Source organism: Variovorax sp. S12S4, from assembly GCF_023195515.1.
Lineage (GTDB): Bacteria > Pseudomonadota > Gammaproteobacteria > Burkholderiales > Burkholderiaceae_C > Variovorax.
This window is the reverse complement of record NZ_JALPKR020000002.1, coordinates 946,177-962,769: the sequence shown is the minus strand read 5'-3', so window position 1 is coordinate 962,769 and position 16,593 is coordinate 946,177. Positions and strand designations below refer to the sequence as shown.

At 67.1% G+C, this 16,593-nt stretch carries 13 protein-coding genes and 1 pseudogene; 7 read left to right on the top strand and 7 right to left on the bottom strand.

Annotated features, from left to right (window positions below; translation table 11 throughout):
- Positions 1-4: 4 nt before the first annotated feature.
- From sucC to M0765_RS05020, 6 genes and pseudogenes are all read left to right on the top strand, one after another.
- A pseudogene (sucC, locus tag M0765_RS05045) lies at positions 5-1,162 on the top strand (ADP-forming succinate--CoA ligase subunit beta); the annotation flags it as partial.
- Between the two features lie 262 nt (positions 1,163-1,424).
- Positions 1,425-2,324 (top strand): succinate--CoA ligase subunit alpha, encoded by a 900-nt coding sequence (gene sucD, locus M0765_RS05040; protein ID WP_258502367.1) that lies wholly within the window; start codon positions 1,425-1,427, stop codon positions 2,322-2,324.
- The gene (locus tag M0765_RS05035; protein WP_258508124.1) at positions 2,321-3,157 is read left to right on the top strand and encodes a fumarylacetoacetate hydrolase family protein; all 837 of its coding nucleotides are present in this window, start codon (positions 2,321-2,323) and stop codon (positions 3,155-3,157) included. The genes sucD and M0765_RS05035 overlap by 4 nt, the downstream gene beginning before the upstream one ends.
- Positions 3,158-3,198: 41 nt before the next feature.
- Positions 3,199-4,212, top strand: a complete 1,014-nt coding sequence (locus M0765_RS05030; protein ID WP_258502366.1) for a 2-dehydropantoate 2-reductase — start codon at positions 3,199-3,201, stop codon at positions 4,210-4,212.
- A 64-nt stretch (positions 4,213-4,276) separates the two neighbouring features.
- Positions 4,277-5,692: a pyruvate kinase gene (gene pyk, locus M0765_RS05025; protein ID WP_258502365.1), complete on the top strand. Its 1,416-nt coding sequence runs from the start codon at positions 4,277-4,279 to the stop codon at positions 5,690-5,692.
- Positions 5,693-5,763: 71 nt separating this feature from the next.
- The gene (locus M0765_RS05020) at positions 5,764-6,711 is read left to right on the top strand and encodes a LysR family transcriptional regulator (protein WP_258502364.1); all 948 of its coding nucleotides are present in this window, start codon (positions 5,764-5,766) and stop codon (positions 6,709-6,711) included.
- A gap of 21 nt (positions 6,712-6,732) precedes the next feature.
- Here the strand turns inward: M0765_RS05020 and M0765_RS05015 are convergent, their stop codons facing one another.
- The gene (locus M0765_RS05015) at positions 6,733-6,969 is read right to left on the bottom strand and encodes a hypothetical protein (protein WP_258502363.1); all 237 of its coding nucleotides are present in this window, start codon (positions 6,967-6,969) and stop codon (positions 6,733-6,735) included.
- A 121-nt stretch (positions 6,970-7,090) separates the two neighbouring features.
- Here M0765_RS05015 and M0765_RS05010 point away from each other — a divergent pair, with 121 nt between their 5' ends.
- Positions 7,091-7,951: a LysR family transcriptional regulator gene (locus tag M0765_RS05010; RefSeq protein WP_258502362.1), complete on the top strand. Its 861-nt coding sequence runs from the start codon at positions 7,091-7,093 to the stop codon at positions 7,949-7,951.
- Here the strand turns inward: M0765_RS05010 and M0765_RS05005 are convergent.
- The 6 genes from M0765_RS05005 to M0765_RS04980 all read right to left on the bottom strand — a co-directional run bounded on the left by M0765_RS05005 (position 7,948) and on the right by M0765_RS04980 (position 16,547).
- On the bottom strand, positions 7,948-8,169 hold the full coding sequence (locus M0765_RS05005; RefSeq protein WP_258502361.1) for a hypothetical protein: 222 nt from the start codon (positions 8,167-8,169) through the stop codon (positions 7,948-7,950). The two genes, M0765_RS05010 and M0765_RS05005, sit on opposite strands and share 4 nt — an antisense overlap.
- A 160-nt stretch (positions 8,170-8,329) precedes the next feature.
- Positions 8,330-12,433: a translocation/assembly module TamB domain-containing protein gene (locus M0765_RS05000; protein ID WP_258502360.1), complete on the bottom strand. Its 4,104-nt coding sequence runs from the start codon at positions 12,431-12,433 to the stop codon at positions 8,330-8,332.
- Positions 12,434-12,447: 14 nt separating this feature from the next.
- Entirely contained in the window at positions 12,448-14,385 is a 1,938-nt protein-coding gene (locus tag M0765_RS04995; RefSeq protein WP_258502359.1) for an autotransporter assembly complex protein TamA, read from the bottom strand.
- Positions 14,386-14,457: 72 nt separating this feature from the next.
- Positions 14,458-15,645, bottom strand: coding sequence for a vWA domain-containing protein (locus M0765_RS04990; protein WP_258502358.1), 1,188 nt, complete (start codon positions 15,643-15,645; stop codon positions 14,458-14,460).
- 30 nt (positions 15,646-15,675) lie between these two features.
- Positions 15,676-16,272 carry a GNAT family N-acetyltransferase gene (locus M0765_RS04985; RefSeq protein WP_258502357.1) on the bottom strand — a complete coding sequence of 199 codons (597 nt, stop codon included), beginning with the start codon at positions 16,270-16,272 and terminating at the stop codon, positions 15,676-15,678.
- A gap of 29 nt (positions 16,273-16,301) precedes the next feature.
- Positions 16,302-16,547 (bottom strand): hypothetical protein, encoded by a 246-nt coding sequence (locus M0765_RS04980; RefSeq protein ID WP_258502356.1) that lies wholly within the window; start codon positions 16,545-16,547, stop codon positions 16,302-16,304.
- Positions 16,548-16,593 lie beyond the last annotated feature (46 nt).

Sequence of the window (16,593 nt, the reverse complement as noted above, 5' to 3'; positions counted from 1 at the left end):
TGCCATGAATATCCACGAATACCAAGGCAAGGACGTATTGCGCAAATACGGCGTGCCCACGCCGCGTGGATATGCATGCTTTTCGCCCGACGAGGCAGCCGATGCCGCCACGCGGCTCGGTGGCCGGGCCTGGGTGGTCAAGGCGCAGATTCATGCCGGCGGCCGCGGCAAGGGCGGCGGTGTCCGGCTGGCCTGGTCGGCAGCCGAAGTGCGGCGCCACGCCGACGAGTTGCTGGGCATGACCTTGAGAACGCACCAGACCGGCCCCGAAGGCCGCCTGGTCAAGCGCCTGCTGGTCGAGGAGAGCGTCGAGATCGAGAAGGAGTTCTATCTCGGCATGGTGGTCGACCGGGAGTCGCGCCGCATTGCGCTGATGGCGTCGAGCGAAGGCGGCATGGACATCGAAGAGGTTGCGGCGCGCACGCCGGAAAAAATCCGCAAGCTGCTCATCGACCCCGCCACAGGCGTGAAGGCGGCCGAGGCCGACGGCCTGGCACGCGACATCGGCTTTTCCGGAAAGGCGATGCTGCAGGTGCGCACGCTGGTGCAAAGCCTCTACCAGGCCTTCGATGCCAGCGATGCATCGCTGGCCGAGATCAACCCGCTGGTGCTGACGCGCGACGGCCGCGTGATGGCGCTGGACGCCAAGTTCAACTTCGATCCCAACGCGCTCTTCCGCCAACCGGAGATCGCCGCGATGCGCGATTTCGACGAGGAAGACCCAGCCGAGGTGGAAGCTTCGAAGTTCGATCTTTCCTACATTCCGCTCGGCGGCGACATCGGCTGCCTGGTGAATGGCGCGGGCTTGGCAATGGCCACGATGGACGCGATCAAGCTCTACGGCGGATCGCCGGCCAATTTTCTGGACGTGGGCGGCGGCGCCACCGCCGAGAAGGTGACGGAAGCCTTCAAGCTGATGCTGCGCAACCCGAATCTGCGGGCCATCCTGGTCAACATCTTCGGCGGCATCATGAAGTGCGACGTGATTGCGCGCGGCATCATCGCCGCGGCGCGCGAGGTCGATCTATCGGTGCCACTGGTGGTGCGCATGAAGGGCACCAACGAAACCCTGGGGCGAACCATCCTCGGGCAATCGGGGCTTCCGATCATTTCTGCCAACGACATGGCGGATGCGGCCCAGACGGTTGTGGCTGCGGCTCGTCGGGGGCTCGATGAAGGGTCGCTGCTTGATTTGCCGGGTCGTGCGTTCAGGGCGGCGCACCCGCCGACGGGGTACCTTTCTCCGCGAATGTCCCCCGGGGCTGCGCCCCTCCTCCTTTATTTCGCTGCGCAAGGCACCCCATCGACGTGTGCGTGATGAACGGCGGTCGTTGATCGGCTGTGCACCCGCCCTGAATAGCAGCACCAAAGACGGCAGCGCCAAAGAACAGCAGCGCCAAGAACAAGAGACGGAGAGCTGAGACATGTCGATCCTGATCAACAAGCACACCCGCGTGATCACCCAAGGTATCACCGGCAAGACAGGACAGTTCCACACCGCCATGTGCCGCGACTACGGCCACGGCCAGAAGTGCTTCGTCGCCGGAGTCAACCCCAACAAGGCAGGCAAGTCATTCGACGGCATCCCGGTCTTCGGCACAGTGAAAGAAGCCAAGGCCGAGACCGGTGCCACCGTGTCGGTCATCTATGTGCCACCACCCTTCGCGGCTGCCGCCATCGACGAGGCTGTCGATGCCGGCCTCGACCTCGTCGTGTGCATTACCGAAGGCATTCCGGTGCGCGACATGATCCGCACACGGCACCGCATGGAGGGTAGCAAGACCCTGCTGCTCGGACCCAATTGCCCAGGCCTCATCACGCCCGACGAAATCAAGATCGGGATCATGCCCGGCCACATTCACCAGAAGGGCCGCATCGGCGTGGTGTCGCGCTCGGGCACGCTCACCTACGAGGCCGCGAGCCAGCTTGCGAGCTTTGGCATCGGGCAATCGACCGTCGTCGGCATTGGCGGCGATCCGGTCGGCGGGCTGCGGCACGTCGACGTGCTGAAGATGTTCAACGACGACCCTCGCACCGACGCCGTGATCATGGTCGGAGAAATCGGCGGCAACGACGAAGAGATCTGCGCGCGCTGGATCAAGGACCACATGCAAAAGCCCGTGGTCGGCTTCATTGCCGGTGCGAGCGCACCGCCCGGCAAGCGCATGGGCCATGCGGGCGCCATCGTCTCCGGTGGCAAGGGCACCGCGCAGGAAAAGCTCGCGGTCATGAAGGAGTGCGGCATTCACGTGACCGACAACCCCGCCGAGATGGGAAAGCTGCTCGCGTCGCTCGTGGTTCCCGACTACCTGCCTTTCGACTGAGCCCTGCAAAAACCACTCCAACAGAAACCAAGGAAGGCACGACATGCAGCAGCAAGCAAGCACAACAGCAACAGCGATGGGTCCGTTTCGAGCACGGCGGTGAAACCGGCTTCGGCACGCTCGACGGCGACACCGTGCACGAGCACCGCGGCAACATGTTCGACCGCCCCGAGCCCACCGGCCGCGTGTTCGTGCTCTCGGGCGTGCGGCTGCTCACGCCCACCGAGCCGACCAAGGTCATCGCGCTGTGGAACAACTTTCACGCACTCGGCGAAAAGCTCCAGCTGCCGGTGCCTGCGGAGCCGCTCTACCTGCTGAAGTCGCCCAACTCCTATCTCTCGCCCGGCGCGGACATTCGCAAGCCCCTGTGCGACGGCAAGGTCGTGTTCGAGGGCGAGCTCGGCATCGTCATCGGCAAGACCTGCACCGCAGTGCCCGAGGCCGAAGCGCTCAGCCATGTGTTCGGCTACACCTGCGCCAACGACGTGACGGTGGCCGACATACTGAACCGCGACGCTTCCTTCGCGCAGTGGGTGCGGGCCAAAGGCTTCGACACCTTCTGCCCGATGGGTCCGGTGGTGGCCACCGGCCTCGACCCCGCCACGCTGACAGTGACCACGCTGCTCAACGGCGAGGTGCGCCAGAACTATCCGATCAGCGATATGCGCTTTTCGGTCCAGCAACTCGTGAGCCTGATCTCCCTCGACATGACGCTGTACCCCGGCGACGTGATCCTGTGCGGCACTTCCATCGGCGTTGGTTCGATGAAGCCCGGCAGCCTTGTCGAGGTGGAGATCGGCGGCATCGGCAGGCTCGGCAACCGCTTCGGCTGATGCCTGCCCGCGCACAAAGAATCAACAACTTGGGGATCGACATGAAGATAGCAGTCATCGGAGCGGGCGCCATCGGCGGCCTGGTGGGCGCCAAGCTCGCCCTGGCCGGCGAGGACGTGACGTTCATCGTGCGCGGAAAGAATCTCGACGCCATTGCCACCAACGGCTTCAAGCTCATCGGGGCCGATGGCACCGAGCAGGTGGCGCTGAATGCAAAAGCGACAGACCGCTACGACCAGGCGGGTCCGCAGGACATCGTCATCCTGGCGATGAAGGCGCACCAGGTCGAGGCCGTGGCGAACGACGTTCCCAAGCTCTTCGGACCCGAGACCGTCGTGGTCACGATGCAGAACGGCATTCCCTTCTGGTACTTCCACAACCATGGCGGGGCATTGGCGGGCACGCCCGTGCGCAGTGTCGACCCCACGGGCGTGGTGGCCGCAAAGATTCCCGCCGAGCGCGTCATCGGCTGCGTGGTGTACCCGGCGTCGGAGCTGATTGCGCCGGGCGTGGTGAAGCACATCGAAGGCGACCGCTTTCCTGTCGGCGAACTCGACGGCTCTTCGAGCGAGCGCGTCAGCCGCGTTTCGGCCTGCCTCACCGCGGCCGGCTTCAAGGCGCCGGTGCTCGACAACATCCGCTCTGAAATCTGGCTGAAGCTCTGGGGCAACCTGACCTTCAATCCGATCAGCAGCCTTTCGCACTCCACGCTGGTCGACATCTGCCAGTACCCGCCGTCGCGCGAACTGGCCGCCGCGATGATGCAGGAGGCGCAGGCCGTGGCCCATAAGCTGGACATCGAGTTTCGCGTGACGCTCGACAAGCGCATTGCCGGTGCCGAGAAGGTGGGCAAGCACAAGACATCGATGCTGCAGGACGTCGAGGCAGGGCGCGCGCCCGAGATCGATGCGCTGGTGGGCGCCGTGGTCGAACTGGCTCGGCTTACCGAAACCCCCACGCCGCACATCGACACCGTGTATGCGCTCGTCAAATTGCTGGCGCGTACCATGGAAGAGCAGCGCGGCCGGGTTTGTCTTCAAGAGATGGCCGGCTAGCACCACTGGGCTGGGCGATTTTGCGCAGCATGTGTGCGCTGTGATCAATGAAATGGAACGGATGATGCGACGTACACGCAGGGCGAAGATCGTGGCCACGCTGGGCCCCGCCACCACCGACGAGCCGGCCATTCGTGCCCTGTTCGAACGCGGTGTGGATGTGTTCCGGCTCAACTTCAGCCACGGCACGCAGCATGACCATGCGCGCCGGCTCGACACCATCCGCCGGCTCGAGGCGGAGTTTGGCCGGCCCATCGGCGTGCTGCTCGACCTGCAGGGGCCGAAGCTGCGGCTGGGCACTTTCGAGGGCGGGCGCGCGCAGCTCGATGCGGGCGCGCGCTTCCGGCTCGACATGGACAAGACGAGCGGCAATGCGCGCCGCGCACCGCTGCTGCATCCCGAGATCTTCGCGGCGCTGCAGGTCGGCACCGAGCTGCTGCTCGACGACGGCAAGCTGCGGCTGCGCGTGGACAGCTACGGCGCAGACTTTGCCGAGACCACGGTGCTCGTCGGCGGACCCATCTCTGACCGCAAGGGCGTCAACGTGCCGAGCGTGCTGCTGCCTATCTCGCCGCTCACGCCCAAGGACCTGGACGACCTGGCCTGCGGCCTGGCAATGGGCGTGGACTGGGTGGCGCTTTCTTTCGTGCAGCGCCCTGAAGACATCGAAGAGGCGCGCGCCATCATCGGCAACCGCGCATGGATCATGGCCAAGCTCGAGAAGCCCGCGGCCATCGACCACCTGGACGCCATCGTCGACCTGTGCGACGGCGTGATGGTGGCGCGCGGCGACCTGGGCGTGGAGCTGCCGCCCGAGCGCGTGCCCGAGCTGCAGCGCCTCATCGTGCGCGCCTGCCGCAAGCGCGGCAAGCCGGTGGTGGTGGCCACGCAAATGCTCGAGTCGATGATTGCCGCGCCGGTGCCCACACGCGCCGAAGTGTCCGACGTTGCAACCGCGGTCTACGACGGTGTGGACGCGGTGATGCTCTCGGCCGAATCCGCCTCCGGCAAATACCCGCTCGAGGCCGTGGCCATGATGGACCGCATCATCTCGCGCGTGGAGGCCGATGCGTCCTACCGAATCGGCATCGACGCCACGCACGAGGCGTCGCTCTCGACCACGGCCGATGCGGTGTGCGCTTCGATGCGCCAGGTGGCCGCACTGCTCGCGCCTGCCGCGACTGCAACGTATACCTCGTCGGGCTTTACCAGCCTGCGCGCCGCGCGCGAGCGGCCGGCCGTTCCCATTTTGAGCTTGACGCCAGACATTGCCACGGCCCGGCGCATGGCGATGGTGTGGGGCGTGCATGCGGTGCTGGTCGACGACGTGCACGACGTGGCCGAGATGATCGAGTGCGCCTGCCGCGTGGCGTGCACCGAAGGCTTTGCAAGCACAGGCAGCGATGTTGTGGTCGTGGCCGGTCTGCCGTTCGGGCTTTCGGGAACGACGAACCTGCTGCACGTGGCGCGCATACCCTAGGCCCTTCTCCAGAGCGGCCTGGTGCGCAGTACGATGCCTGGCCGATTGCGGCAGCAGCCATCTTTTTCCGAATGAAGCACGCGACCCTGCGCCAGTTGAAAGTCTTCGAAGCGGTGGCGCGGCTGCTGAGCTTTTCGCGCGCCGCGGAAGAACTGCACCTCACGCAGCCGGCCGTTTCCACGCAGGTGCGAAAGCTAGAAGAACATGCGGGCAACGCGCTCTTCGAGCAGTTCGGCAAGAAGATCTACCTGACCCCCGCGGGCACCGAGCTGCTGCAGATCAGCCGCGCCATCATCCAGCAGTTCGAGGCGGCCGAGAACGCAATGCTGCAGTTCAACGGCGTCTCGGGCGGCAAGCTCAACGTGGGCGTGATCAGCGCGGGCGACTACTTCTTCCCGCGCCTTCTGGTCGAGTTTGCGAGCCGGCACCGCGGCGTGACGCTCAATTTCACGGTGCACAACCGCGAAGGGCTCATGACCCACATTGCGGAGAACCTGACCGACCTGGCGATCATGGTGCGGCCCCCGACCGACCTGGACACGGTCAACCAGCCGTTCGCGCCGCACCCCTACGTGATTGTTGCGGCGCCCAACCATCCACTGGTGGGCGTGCCCAGAATCCCGCTGGACCGGCTGATGCGCGAGCCCTTCGTGGTGCGCGAGAAGGCCTCGGACACCTGGCATTCGATGGAAGAGGGCTTTGGCGGCGACCTGAGCGGCATCAACATTGCCATGGAAATACGCAGCACCGAAACCATCAAGCAGGCGGTGATCGCGGGCATGGGCGTGAGCTTTGTCTCGGCCCACACCATCAGCCAGGAAACCCGCGCGGGCAGCCTGCGCGTGCTCGATGTGCAGGGCTTTCCGCTGATGCTCAACTGGTACGTGGTGCACCGGCGCGCCAAGCGCCTGCCGCCGGTGGCGCAAGCCTTCAAGGACTTTCTGCTCGCCGACGGCCCGACGCTCATTTCGCAGATCGTGCCGTTCGAGTCGGCCTCGCAGGACGCGCGGCCTGCCTGAGACCGTGCGGCCGCTGGCGGGTTAGCGCAGGCCGATGCGCGAGGCGCGCGAGCGCAGCGCTTCGGCTTGCACCGGATCGGTGGCTTCGATGTTGTCCGCCGCAACTTGCAGCGAACGCATCTGCTCCACCTCGCCGATGATCTTGTTCGGGCTCAGCAGGGCCTCGGCGAGCATCAGCGCTTCGTCGACAAGCGCCTTGAACGCATCGGCAAAGCTCTCGGAAGCGGCAGCATGGAACGGTTGGCGAAGGGTTGGCATTCGGAAGCTCCTTGGTTGCTTTTTGGATGCCCCGATCTTCCGGCTGCGTTCGCAGTAAGTAAAACGATATTAATTGCCATTTGAATGCAAAAATAATGCATTGAAACTTGGAGGCGCCGAGATGGACATCAACCTGGCCCGGACCTTTCTCGCGATCGTGGACACGCGCAGCTTCCAGCGAGCCGCCGAGCGGCTGCACGTGACGCAGACCTCGGTGAGCGCGCGTGTGCGCACGCTCGAAGAGCTGCTGGGCCGGCCCCTCTTCGTGCGCAACAAGGCCGGCGCGGTGCTCACCGCGGCAGGCGAGCAGTTCTTGCCGCATGCCACCACGCTGGTGCAGGTGTGGGAGCGTGCGCGCCATCAGGTCGCGGTGCCAAGCGGCAGCCGCGCCGTGCTCGCCATCGGCTGCGAGATCAGCCTGTGGGACCCGCTGCTGCTGCAATGGCTTCTATGGATGCGCATCGCCGCGCCGCACCTGGCCATTCGCACCGAGGTCGGTTTTCCGCACGACCTGCTCGACAAGGTCGCGGCCGGAGTGCTCGACATTGCCATTGCCTATGCACCGCAGCAGCGGCCCGGCCTGCGCGTGGAGCTGCTCATCGAAGAAAAGCTCGTCATGGTCACCACTGCGCAACGCCCGCGCGTGCCCAAGCCTGCAGACTATGTGTACGTGGACTGGGGCCCGGAGTTCGCGGCGCAGCACGGCCTCGCGTTTCCGGAGCTCTCGAATGCGGCGGTGATGGCGGGGCTGGGGCCGCTCGGCCGCGAGTATTTGCTGGCCGCGGGCGGCACGGGCTACTTCAGGCACGACGTGGTGCGCAGCCATCTCGAATCGGGCCGGCTGCGCCGCGTGCCCAACACGCCGGAGTTTCTGTACCCGGCCTATGCGGTGTATGCGGTCGGCGCGGATGCAGCCATCGTGGATCCCGCCCTGGCGGGCCTCAGGCAGGTGGTGAAGACCAAGCCTGCCAATACGGACTAGGTGGGCGTGAGCGTGTGCCTTGCGTGCTCCACGCGCTCTTCGTGTGATTGGAGCAGCGACTCGTAGTAAAGGCACAGCGGCATGGCGATGAACACCATGCCGGCCACGTAGACGATCAGGCCCATCAGCGGAAAGTCATCGCCGCCCCAGTAGGGGATGGACGCCACCGCGGCGCCCGCCGCAATGGCGGCAATCACGCAGCGGAGTGCGTTGCGCAAGAACGTAGTTCGCGAGTACCCAGGGGGGTCGTACTTCTGACGGTCCAGCCGGGAACACTCGCCCTTGTCTCCATCATCGTGCATCGTCGTTCCTTGTATTGGAGGGCGCAGATGATTCTTATCCCTGGCGATTGCCGCGGTCAAGGCGGCAGACCCGGACTCAGTCGTACTTCAGCGTGTAGATCAGGTCGAGCCCGCTCGTCTGGCCGGCCTGCCCGCGCAACGTGAGCCGCTGCGTCAGGTCGTAGAAGATGAAAAGGGTGCCGAAGGTGCCGCCCACGCTGCGCTCGTAGGTGAGGTAGAAATCCTTCGACAGCCGCTTGCCGAGCGTCACCGCCGACTCGCGCAGGTCGCCGCCGTTGCCCGGCCCCTTGAAGCCGAGTTCGTCCAGGCCGAAGCGGCTGGCCAGGCTGCCGCCGCTCCCGCTCTTGCTCACATGGCCGATCAACGCGAGAGCCGCCTGCTGCAGCAATGCCGATTCGCCGCCGCTGGTGGCCGATGCGCGGCCCAGCACCACCCACGAAAGGGTTTCCGCATCCGACAGCGCGGGCTCGGAATAGAGCTTGACGCGCGGCGACTGCGCGGTGCCCGTGATCTGCACGCCGGCGCGCTGCGAGATGTTGGGCCGAATGGCGAGGATGTCGAGCGACGGATTGTCGAACGGGCCGTTGAAGCGCGCGAGGCCTGTTTCGACATCGAGCTGCTGTCCGTAGGCGCGGTACTGGCCCTTGACGGTCCTGACCTCGCCGGTGATGCGCGGCGGCGCATTGAGCCGGTTGCTGCGGATTTCCAGATCGCCTTCGAGCCGCGTCGTGATGCCGCGGCCCTGCACCGCGAAGTCGTCGCCCAGGTCGAAGTTCACCACGATGTCGGGCGGTTTCGCCGTCTGCGGCTTGGCGGCCTGCGCCTCGTTGCGCGCGGCATCGCGCTGGGCCTGCTCGGCCGCCTCCCGGTCCTTGGCGGCGGAGCGCACGACCACGTCGGAGCCCAGGCTGGGTGCGGTCTCGTCGGGCAGGATGATCACGGCGCGGTCGGTCTTGAGCTTGCCGCGCACGTTGAACTGGCCGTTGTCGAGCCGCGCCTGCAGGTTGCCCGAGAGCGTGACTTGCCGATCGGTGCGCACCAGCACGCGCAGCGCGCGCAGGTCGGCCTGCAGGGCCATGCGGATGCCCGTGCTCGACGAACTGGCCGCGCCCCAGCCGATGTCGCCGCGCGCGGTGAGCGAGCCGCCGTCGGTGCCAGCTTCGCTGGCCGCCGTGCTGCGGTTGCCGCTCTGGCCCGCAATGCGCGCGGTGCTGCCGGCGCCGCCCTTCAGCGTGAATTCGGTGATCTCGATGCGCTCGCCCGTGAGCGAGGCGCGCAGGCGGCCGTCGCGCAGGTCCAGCCCTTCGACCGGCGCGCGCAGCGCAAGCTTGTCGGCGCCGAGCGTGCCGTTCCAGCGCGGTGCCGCGCGGTTGCCCGCCAGAACAGCGTCCGCATCCAGCGTGCCGGCCACGCGCCAGCCGGGCGGCGCGAGCATCGACCACACGCCGAGGTTGGGCAGCGTGGCCTTGATGTTGCCGGCCAGCGGCGCATCGGCTGCCCATTGCCAGCCGTCCGCGCGCTGCTGCATGCGCGTGTTCAGCTCGGCATTGATCTTTCCGGCGCGCTCGCTGTCCCACGCCAGGGTGGCGCGCACGGCCTGGCCTTGCGCATCGAGCCGCAGCTCGGCCTGGCGCAGGCCGGCGGGCGTGCTGGGTGCCTCCGCGCCGGCGGTGGCGGAGTTCATCGTGCGCTCGCTGGCCGTGCCGGTGCCGCGGCTGGTGATGCGCGTGACCAAGGCCGCTTCGCCGGCCTGCACGCGGATGTCGCCGCTCTGGCGCGCGAGCCGCGCGTGCGCGCGCAGCGTGTCGCCGGCATCGATGTCCCAGTCGCCGTCGAACATCAGGTCGCCGCTCACGCCCAGTTCATTCAAGGTGGTGCTGGCGCCGAAAGCCTCGGCCCATGCCATCGGCAGGCCCTGCAGCTTGCCCTTCGACTGCACGCGAAAAGCCTGGTTGGGCCCCGCGCCGCTGCGGGTGAAGCGCAGCGGCTGCCATTCGATGCGAACGGTGCCGGGCGCCGGGCCGCGCAGCGTGGCCTCGGCCGCGGAGGCCTCCAGGTCGAGCCGGCTGGTGGTGCCGCTCCCGCTCGTCCTGATGGTGGCGGTGACTTCGCGGCCGAGCTCCACGGTCCACGGTGCGGCGGTGGTGCCCGCGGTGTTGACCCGCGCGCTGTCCTGGGCCTGCAGCCGCAGGCTGGCAAGGGCAGCGCGCCAATGGTTGGGGCCCGCAATGCCGCCGCTCGCGCGGGCGTCGAGCGTGAGCCTTTGCGTGCCGGTGGTGGCCTCGCCCTGCATCGCGAGCGTGGCCTGCGTCAGGCTGCCGTCGAGGGTGGCATGCACGTCCTTCAATTGAACCGCGGTGGCTGCCGCATTGGCATTGGCATTGGCGTTGGCCGCCGGCATGTGCAGATCGAGGCGCGGCACGCCGAGCGTGGCCTTGATGCTCGGTTCCACCGCGCCGCGCTGGGCCGGCGCACCGGGGTTCTCGAGCCGTCGCTGAATGGTCTGCCAGCCGCCCTGCCAGCTGGCGTCCAACTGCGCGGAGCCCTTGGCCGTCTTGCCGGCGAACACGTTCGCCATTTCGGGCAGGCCCTCGATCCAGCGCTGCACCGCGTCGGCGTCGTCGATGCGTGCCTTGATGTCGCCGCCGCCCTGCGACGGCGCGATGCGGCCTTCGAGCTGCGCGCCGCCGCCCGGCAACGCCAAGTCGAGCTTGCCGCTCGCGGCCTGCTCGGCCACGCGCACCTGCAGCTTGCCTGCGATGCTGGCGCCTTCAGCCTCCAGGCGCAACGTGCGCAGGTCGAGCACCTGGTTCTTCCATTGGCCCTGCGCAAGCGCGCGGTCCAGGCCGAAGCCGGGCATCGCCTTGCTGCCGGCGCCGCCTTCGGCCCGCAGTGCCAGGTCGAAGCCGATGGTGTCTTCGCGCTGCTGCGCCGTCGCCGTGCCGCTGATGGGCGCGCCCGACAGCTCGCTGTGCAGCAGGCCTGCGCGCACACCGCGCACCGTGGCGCGCACTTGCCATGGCGCGGGGGCGGGGCTCCAGCGGCCCTCCGCTTCGATGCGGCCGCCGCCTGCGCGCACCACGGCATTGGGAATGGTCCAGTTGGTGCCGTCGAAGCCTACGCGCGCTTCCACCTGCTCGAGCGGCAGCGCGCCCTTGTCCCAGGGCCCGGGCACCGCGTTGCGGATGCTGGCCGAGGCCAGCCAGGCCGATGCGCCGGTGGCCGCGTCGGGCTGCAGTTCGACCGTGCCGGTCAGGCGCGTGCGCGGTGCGCCGGGCCACAGGGCGGTCGCATCCACGTTGCGCAGGTCGGCCTTGGCGTCGATGACGGGCTGCGGCAGCCACGGTGCGATGTTGGCCTGCAGCTTCGCTTCCATCGGGTCTTCCGCGGCGGGCTCGGCCGGCTTCAGTTCGGCGGCGACTTGCAGCCGCGCATCGGTGCCGGCAAGCGTGCCCTTGATGGCCGCTTGCGCCAGCACGTCGATGCTGCGTCCTTCTGCCAGCGGTGCCTTCACGCGGCCGTTCAGCGTGGCGTCGATCGCCATGGGCGCGGGGCCCTGCAGCTTCACGCGCGCGCTGTAGTGGCCTTCGGCAATGTCGACGCCCTTGACCTCCAGCTGATGCTCGGCGCCGGTATAGCGATAGCTGCCCGCGAGCTGGTTGGCCTGGAGCGCGGGCGGGCCGCTCCACTGCAGTTGGTCGATGCGAAACGGCACGTCGACCTCGATGGGTAGCGCGAGCTGCTCGAGCGGCTCGGTGGGCGTGTCGCTCGGCGGGCCGCGCTTTTCGATGACGAGCCGCGCCGCGTGCACTTCGCCGAGTTGCAGCTTGCGCTTGAAGAGTGGCGCGAGCTGCCAGCCGATGTCCGCCTCGTGCACCTCCACAGCCAATTTCTCGCTTTGCCAGCGCAGCCAGCCGATGCGCCCACCGGTGCGTAGCGAGCCCGTGACGTCGCGGCTTTCGAGCGTCTGGCCGGCGGGCAGGTAGTGCGCGGCCTTGGCAAGCGCGAATGCCAGCGACTGGTTGGAGCCGAGCCACCACCAGGTACCCGCGCCCAGCACAAGCACCAGCGCGAGCAGGCCCGCGGCGGTCCAGCCCAGCCCACGCAGCACCCGGCGCGTGCGCGAGCGCCGTGCGCGCGGCGCTGCCTTGTCTGGCTGGGGTTCGGCGTCTGTCTGCATCCGTGCGTGCTGGGTCAAAAGGTAAAGCCCAGGCGGAAGTGAAGGCGGAACTTCTTCGTGTCCACGCCGTAGGCAAGGTCGGCCTGCACCGGCCCCACGGGGCTGCGCCAGCGCGCACCCACGCCCACGCCAACCTTGGGCTTGAGCTCCCCGGGCTTGTCGGCGACCGCACCCGCGTCGACGAAGACGGTGCTTTCCCACTCGGTGAGCTTGTCGTTGTAGACGAAGGGCCGCTGCCATTCGAGGCTCATCACGCCGAGGTAGCGGCCTGCCACGATTTGCCCGTCGCTGCGCACGGTGCCGATCTGGCGGTAGCTGTAGCCGCGCACCGTGGTGTCGCCGCCGGTCAGGAACATCAGCGTGGAGGGGATCTGTGCGCTTTCCTTGGCGGACACAGCACCGGCTTCGGCGCGCAGCTGGAGCCGGCTGCGGCGCGCGAGCGTGGCGGCGTCCTGTCCGTTTCCAAAGCCCAGCGGCAGCACGCCCAGCCAGCGCGCATAGGTGCGCGTGAAAGGCACTTGTTCGCCCGTCAGCGTGTAGCCCGCGGCAAGCTCGAGCGCCAGGCCGTAGCCGCGCGTGGGCGCGGCGTTGTCGTCGAAGTAGCGGCCGGTCCAGCCCCAGTTGGCAGTGACGGCGGAGGCGGAGGGCGGGGCGTTGGTGCCGCGGTTCTGCGCGTAGTCGTACTGCAGGAAGTAGCTGCGGTCGATGTGGCCGCTCGACTTGTTGCGCCCGCTGCGCACGCGGCCGCTGTCGACCACATAGCTGCCCGAGGTTTCGCTCTTGAGTTCGGCGCCGGCAAACCAGCGCCAGCCGGTGTCGTCGGGAATGCCGTTCCATTCCGTGCCCAGCGACTTGATGTCCCGGTCGACCGACAGGCGCGACACCGCGCGCCAGCCGAGCAGCGGCAGGCGGTTGTGGATGTGGTCCACCGACAGCCGCGGACCGTTGTCGGTGGTGAAGCCGGCGCCCAGCACCACCTTCTGCATGGGGGCTTCGCGCAATTGCGCGATCACGGGAGCGGCCAGCGGCGTGCCGCTTTCGGTGTCGAGCGTGAGGAACACCGAGTCGTAGTAACCGCTGCTGGCCAGGCGCTGCTGGGCATCGAGCAGCTTCTGCTGGTCGTAGTCGGTGCCGGTCGGAAGCTGCGCGATGCGGCGCGCGCCGTCCGCGTCGTAGCGCTCGACGCCGCGCAGCACGAGCGGGCCGAAGCGGTAGGCCGGCCCCGATTGGTAGGTGACGCTGAGCCGCACCTCCTGCCGGTCGGCATCGACCTCGGCGCGGCTCACCTCGATGCTGCCGATGGGAAAGCGCTTGGCCGTGAGGCTGCGCAAGGCGGTGTTCTTGGCGTTGTCCCAGCCCTGCTGCGTGAAGGGTTGGCCGGCCCGCAGCGCCCAGGCGGTGCGTATCGAATCGCGCTGGGCTTCGGCGGTGGGGTCGCTGGCAATCTGGCCGCCGTAGCTGATCTGCACCGTGCTCACGCGGGTGAGCTCGCCGGGCGCCACGGTAATGACGATCTCGCGCGGGGCCTTGGTGCTGGCCGGCGTTTCGTTGAGTTCCAGCGTCAGCGTGGGCGTGAAGTAGCCCAGCGTGCCGAGCAGTTCGCGGGCATTGGCTTCCGCGGCCACCATGAGCCGCGAGATCTCGGTGGCGCCCAGGTCGTCGAGCGTGCGGTAGCGCTGGATGTCCAGGTGCAGCGAGAGGTATTCGCGCACCGCGGCGGGCCCGCGAACATCCACGGTGAAGGCATCGCGCCGGCCGCGCTTCTCGCCTTCCTTGGTGCCTTCATCAGCGGCTGTAGCCGCGGTGTCGCCGTTGCGCACCAGCACGGGGGAGGGGGTGTCCTTGGCTGCGTCTTTCTTGGGCAGCAGACTGCACCCCTGCAAAAGCAGGACGCCGCAAAAAAGCAAAGCCGGCAACCACGCCGGCGCAAAGACTGGAACCACCCTGAACATGGGCGGATTTTGACAGCAAGGCGAGCGGGCTTTGGAAGCATCCGGAAACAGGTCGGCCCCACCCACGCGGGCTTACTTCGAAAGCATTCGCATTGCTTCTTCGAGGCCCCGCAGCGTGAGCGGGTACATGCGGTTGGACATGAGCTGCTGCATCACCGCAATGCTCTGGCGGTATTGCCACACGCCTTGCGGCTCCGGGTTGATCCAGGCGAACTTGGGGAAGGTGTGCGTCAGGCGCTGGATCCACTCGGCGCCGGCTTCCTCGTTGTTGTATTCGACGCTGCCGCCGGGCTGCAGGATTTCGTACGGGCTCATGGTCGCGTCGCCGACGAAGATGAGCTTGTAGTCCTTGTTGTACTTGCGCAGGATGTCCCAGGTTGCGAACTTCTCGGAGAAGCGGCGCTTGTTGTTCTTCCACATGAAGTCGTACACGCAGTTGTGGAAGTAGTAGAACTCCAGGTGCTTGAACTCGGTCTTCACGGCCGAGAACAGCTCTTCCACGCGCTGGATGTGCTCGTCCATGGTGCCGCCCACGTCCATCAGCAGCAGCACCTTCACGTTGTTGTGGCGCTCCGGCCGCATCTTGATGTCGAGGTAGCCCGCATTGGCCGCGGTGGAGTGGATGGTGTCGTCCAGGTCCAGCTCTTCGTCGTGGCCTTCGCGCGCAAACTTGCGCAGGCGCCGCAGCGCCACCTTGATGTTGCGCGTGCCCAGCTCCTGGCTGTCGTCGTAGTCCTTGTAGGCGCGCTGGTCCCACACCTTCACGGCGCTCTTGTTCTTGCCCGCGCCGCCGATGCGAATGCCCTGCGGGTTGTAGCCGCCGTGGCCGAAGGGCGAGGTGCCGCCGGTGCCGATCCACTTGTTGCCGCCCTCGTGGCGCTCTTTCTGCTCTTCGAAGCGCTTCTTGAGCGTTTCCATGAGCTCGTCCCAGCCCATCTTCTCGATCTTGGCTTTTTCCTCGGCGGTGAATTCCCGTTCCAGTGTCTTGCGCAGCCAGTCGAGCGGCACTTCCTTGGTGAAGTCGGCCAGCATTTCCACGCCCTTGAAGTAGGCGGCAAAGGCGCGGTCGAACTTGTCGTAGTGCTTCTCGTCCTTGACGAGCGCGGTGCGCGAGAGATAGTAGAAGTCGTCGATGCCGTAGGCGCCGTCGGAATTGGGCCCCACCACATCGGCCTGCAGCGCCTCGAGCAGCGTGAGGTATTCCTTGACCGACACCGGCAGCTTGGCCGAGCGCAGGGTGTAGAAGAAATCGATCAGCATGGTCGGGCTTTTCTTTCCTTGAACTTCGCTTCAGCTTCGCGGCTTGTCGAGCAGGTAGAGCAGCTGGGCCTTCACGTCCGGCCACTCGCCCGAGCGCAGGCTGTACATGACCGTGTCGCGGATCGTGCCGTCGCGGCGCATGGCGTGACCGCGAATCACGCCGTCTTTCTTCGCGCCGAGCCGCTCGATGGCTTGCTGCGAAGCGAAGTTGAAATTGTCGGTGCGCCAGCCCACCACGTTGCAGCCGAGGGTATCGAAGGCATGCGTCAGCATGAGCAGCTTGCAGGTGGTGTTGACGTGCGTGCGCTGGCAGCGCTTGGCATACCACGTGTAGCCGATCTCCACCCGCTTCACGGCCGGCAGGATGTCGTGAAAGCTGGTGCTGCCGAGCACGGTGCCGGTTTCGGCCTCGGTCACGGCAAAGGCAAAGCGGTGGCCGGCTTCGCGCCCCTGCAAGGCGGCTTCGATGTAGGCGCGGGTTTCGTGCGGCTCGGGCACGGAGGTGATGCGCAGCTTCCAGAGCTCGCCGTCGGCCGCGGCGGCGCGCAGGCCCTCTTCATGGTCGAGCGACAGCGGCACCAGGGCCAGGTCGCGCGCCTTCAGCGTGACAGGTTCGACGAACGCCATCTTGCAGACACCCTTCTCGATTGAATTTTTCAGCGCTGCGGCTTGCCGTACTTGCGGTCGTACCACGCGCGCGCCAGTTGCACGCCGCAGCCGCCACCCAGGCCGATCAGCAGAATGCCGAAGATCTCGCGGTTGCCGTAGCCGTTGGCGCCGAAGGCGTCGAGGCCCAGCTGGAGGCCGATCCAGCGGCCGAGCAGTGCACCGGCCACGAACAGCACGGCCTGCGCAACGCCCAGCTTGAGCAGCTGGCCGACGGGATGCGGCTGCTGGCTCACAAGAAAACCTCCGTGCTTCGCACTGCGGTGCGAGTCCCCTTCGAAG

What these genes read in the sequence shown, in the direction of transcription:
- M0765_RS05015 (WP_258502363.1), bottom strand. Translation starts at nt 6,969, where the DNA reads ATGCCAACCCTTCGCCAACCGTTCCATGCTGCCGCTTCCGAGAGCTTT.
- M0765_RS04990 (WP_258502358.1), bottom strand. Translation starts at nt 15,645, where the DNA reads ATGCTGATCGATTTCTTCTACACCCTGCGCTCGGCCAAGCTGCCGGTG.
- M0765_RS05020 (WP_258502364.1), top strand. Translation starts at nt 5,764, where the DNA reads ATGAAGCACGCGACCCTGCGCCAGTTGAAAGTCTTCGAAGCGGTGGCG.
- sucD (WP_258502367.1), top strand. Translation starts at nt 1,425, where the DNA reads ATGTCGATCCTGATCAACAAGCACACCCGCGTGATCACCCAAGGTATC.
- M0765_RS05030 (WP_258502366.1), top strand. Translation starts at nt 3,199, where the DNA reads ATGAAGATAGCAGTCATCGGAGCGGGCGCCATCGGCGGCCTGGTGGGC.
- M0765_RS04985 (WP_258502357.1), bottom strand. Translation starts at nt 16,272, where the DNA reads ATGGCGTTCGTCGAACCTGTCACGCTGAAGGCGCGCGACCTGGCCCTG.
- pyk (WP_258502365.1), top strand. Translation starts at nt 4,277, where the DNA reads ATGCGACGTACACGCAGGGCGAAGATCGTGGCCACGCTGGGCCCCGCC.
- M0765_RS05000 (WP_258502360.1), bottom strand. Translation starts at nt 12,433, where the DNA reads ATGCAGACAGACGCCGAACCCCAGCCAGACAAGGCAGCGCCGCGCGCA.
- M0765_RS04995 (WP_258502359.1), bottom strand. Translation starts at nt 14,385, where the DNA reads ATGTTCAGGGTGGTTCCAGTCTTTGCGCCGGCGTGGTTGCCGGCTTTG.
- M0765_RS05010 (WP_258502362.1), top strand. Translation starts at nt 7,091, where the DNA reads ATGGACATCAACCTGGCCCGGACCTTTCTCGCGATCGTGGACACGCGC.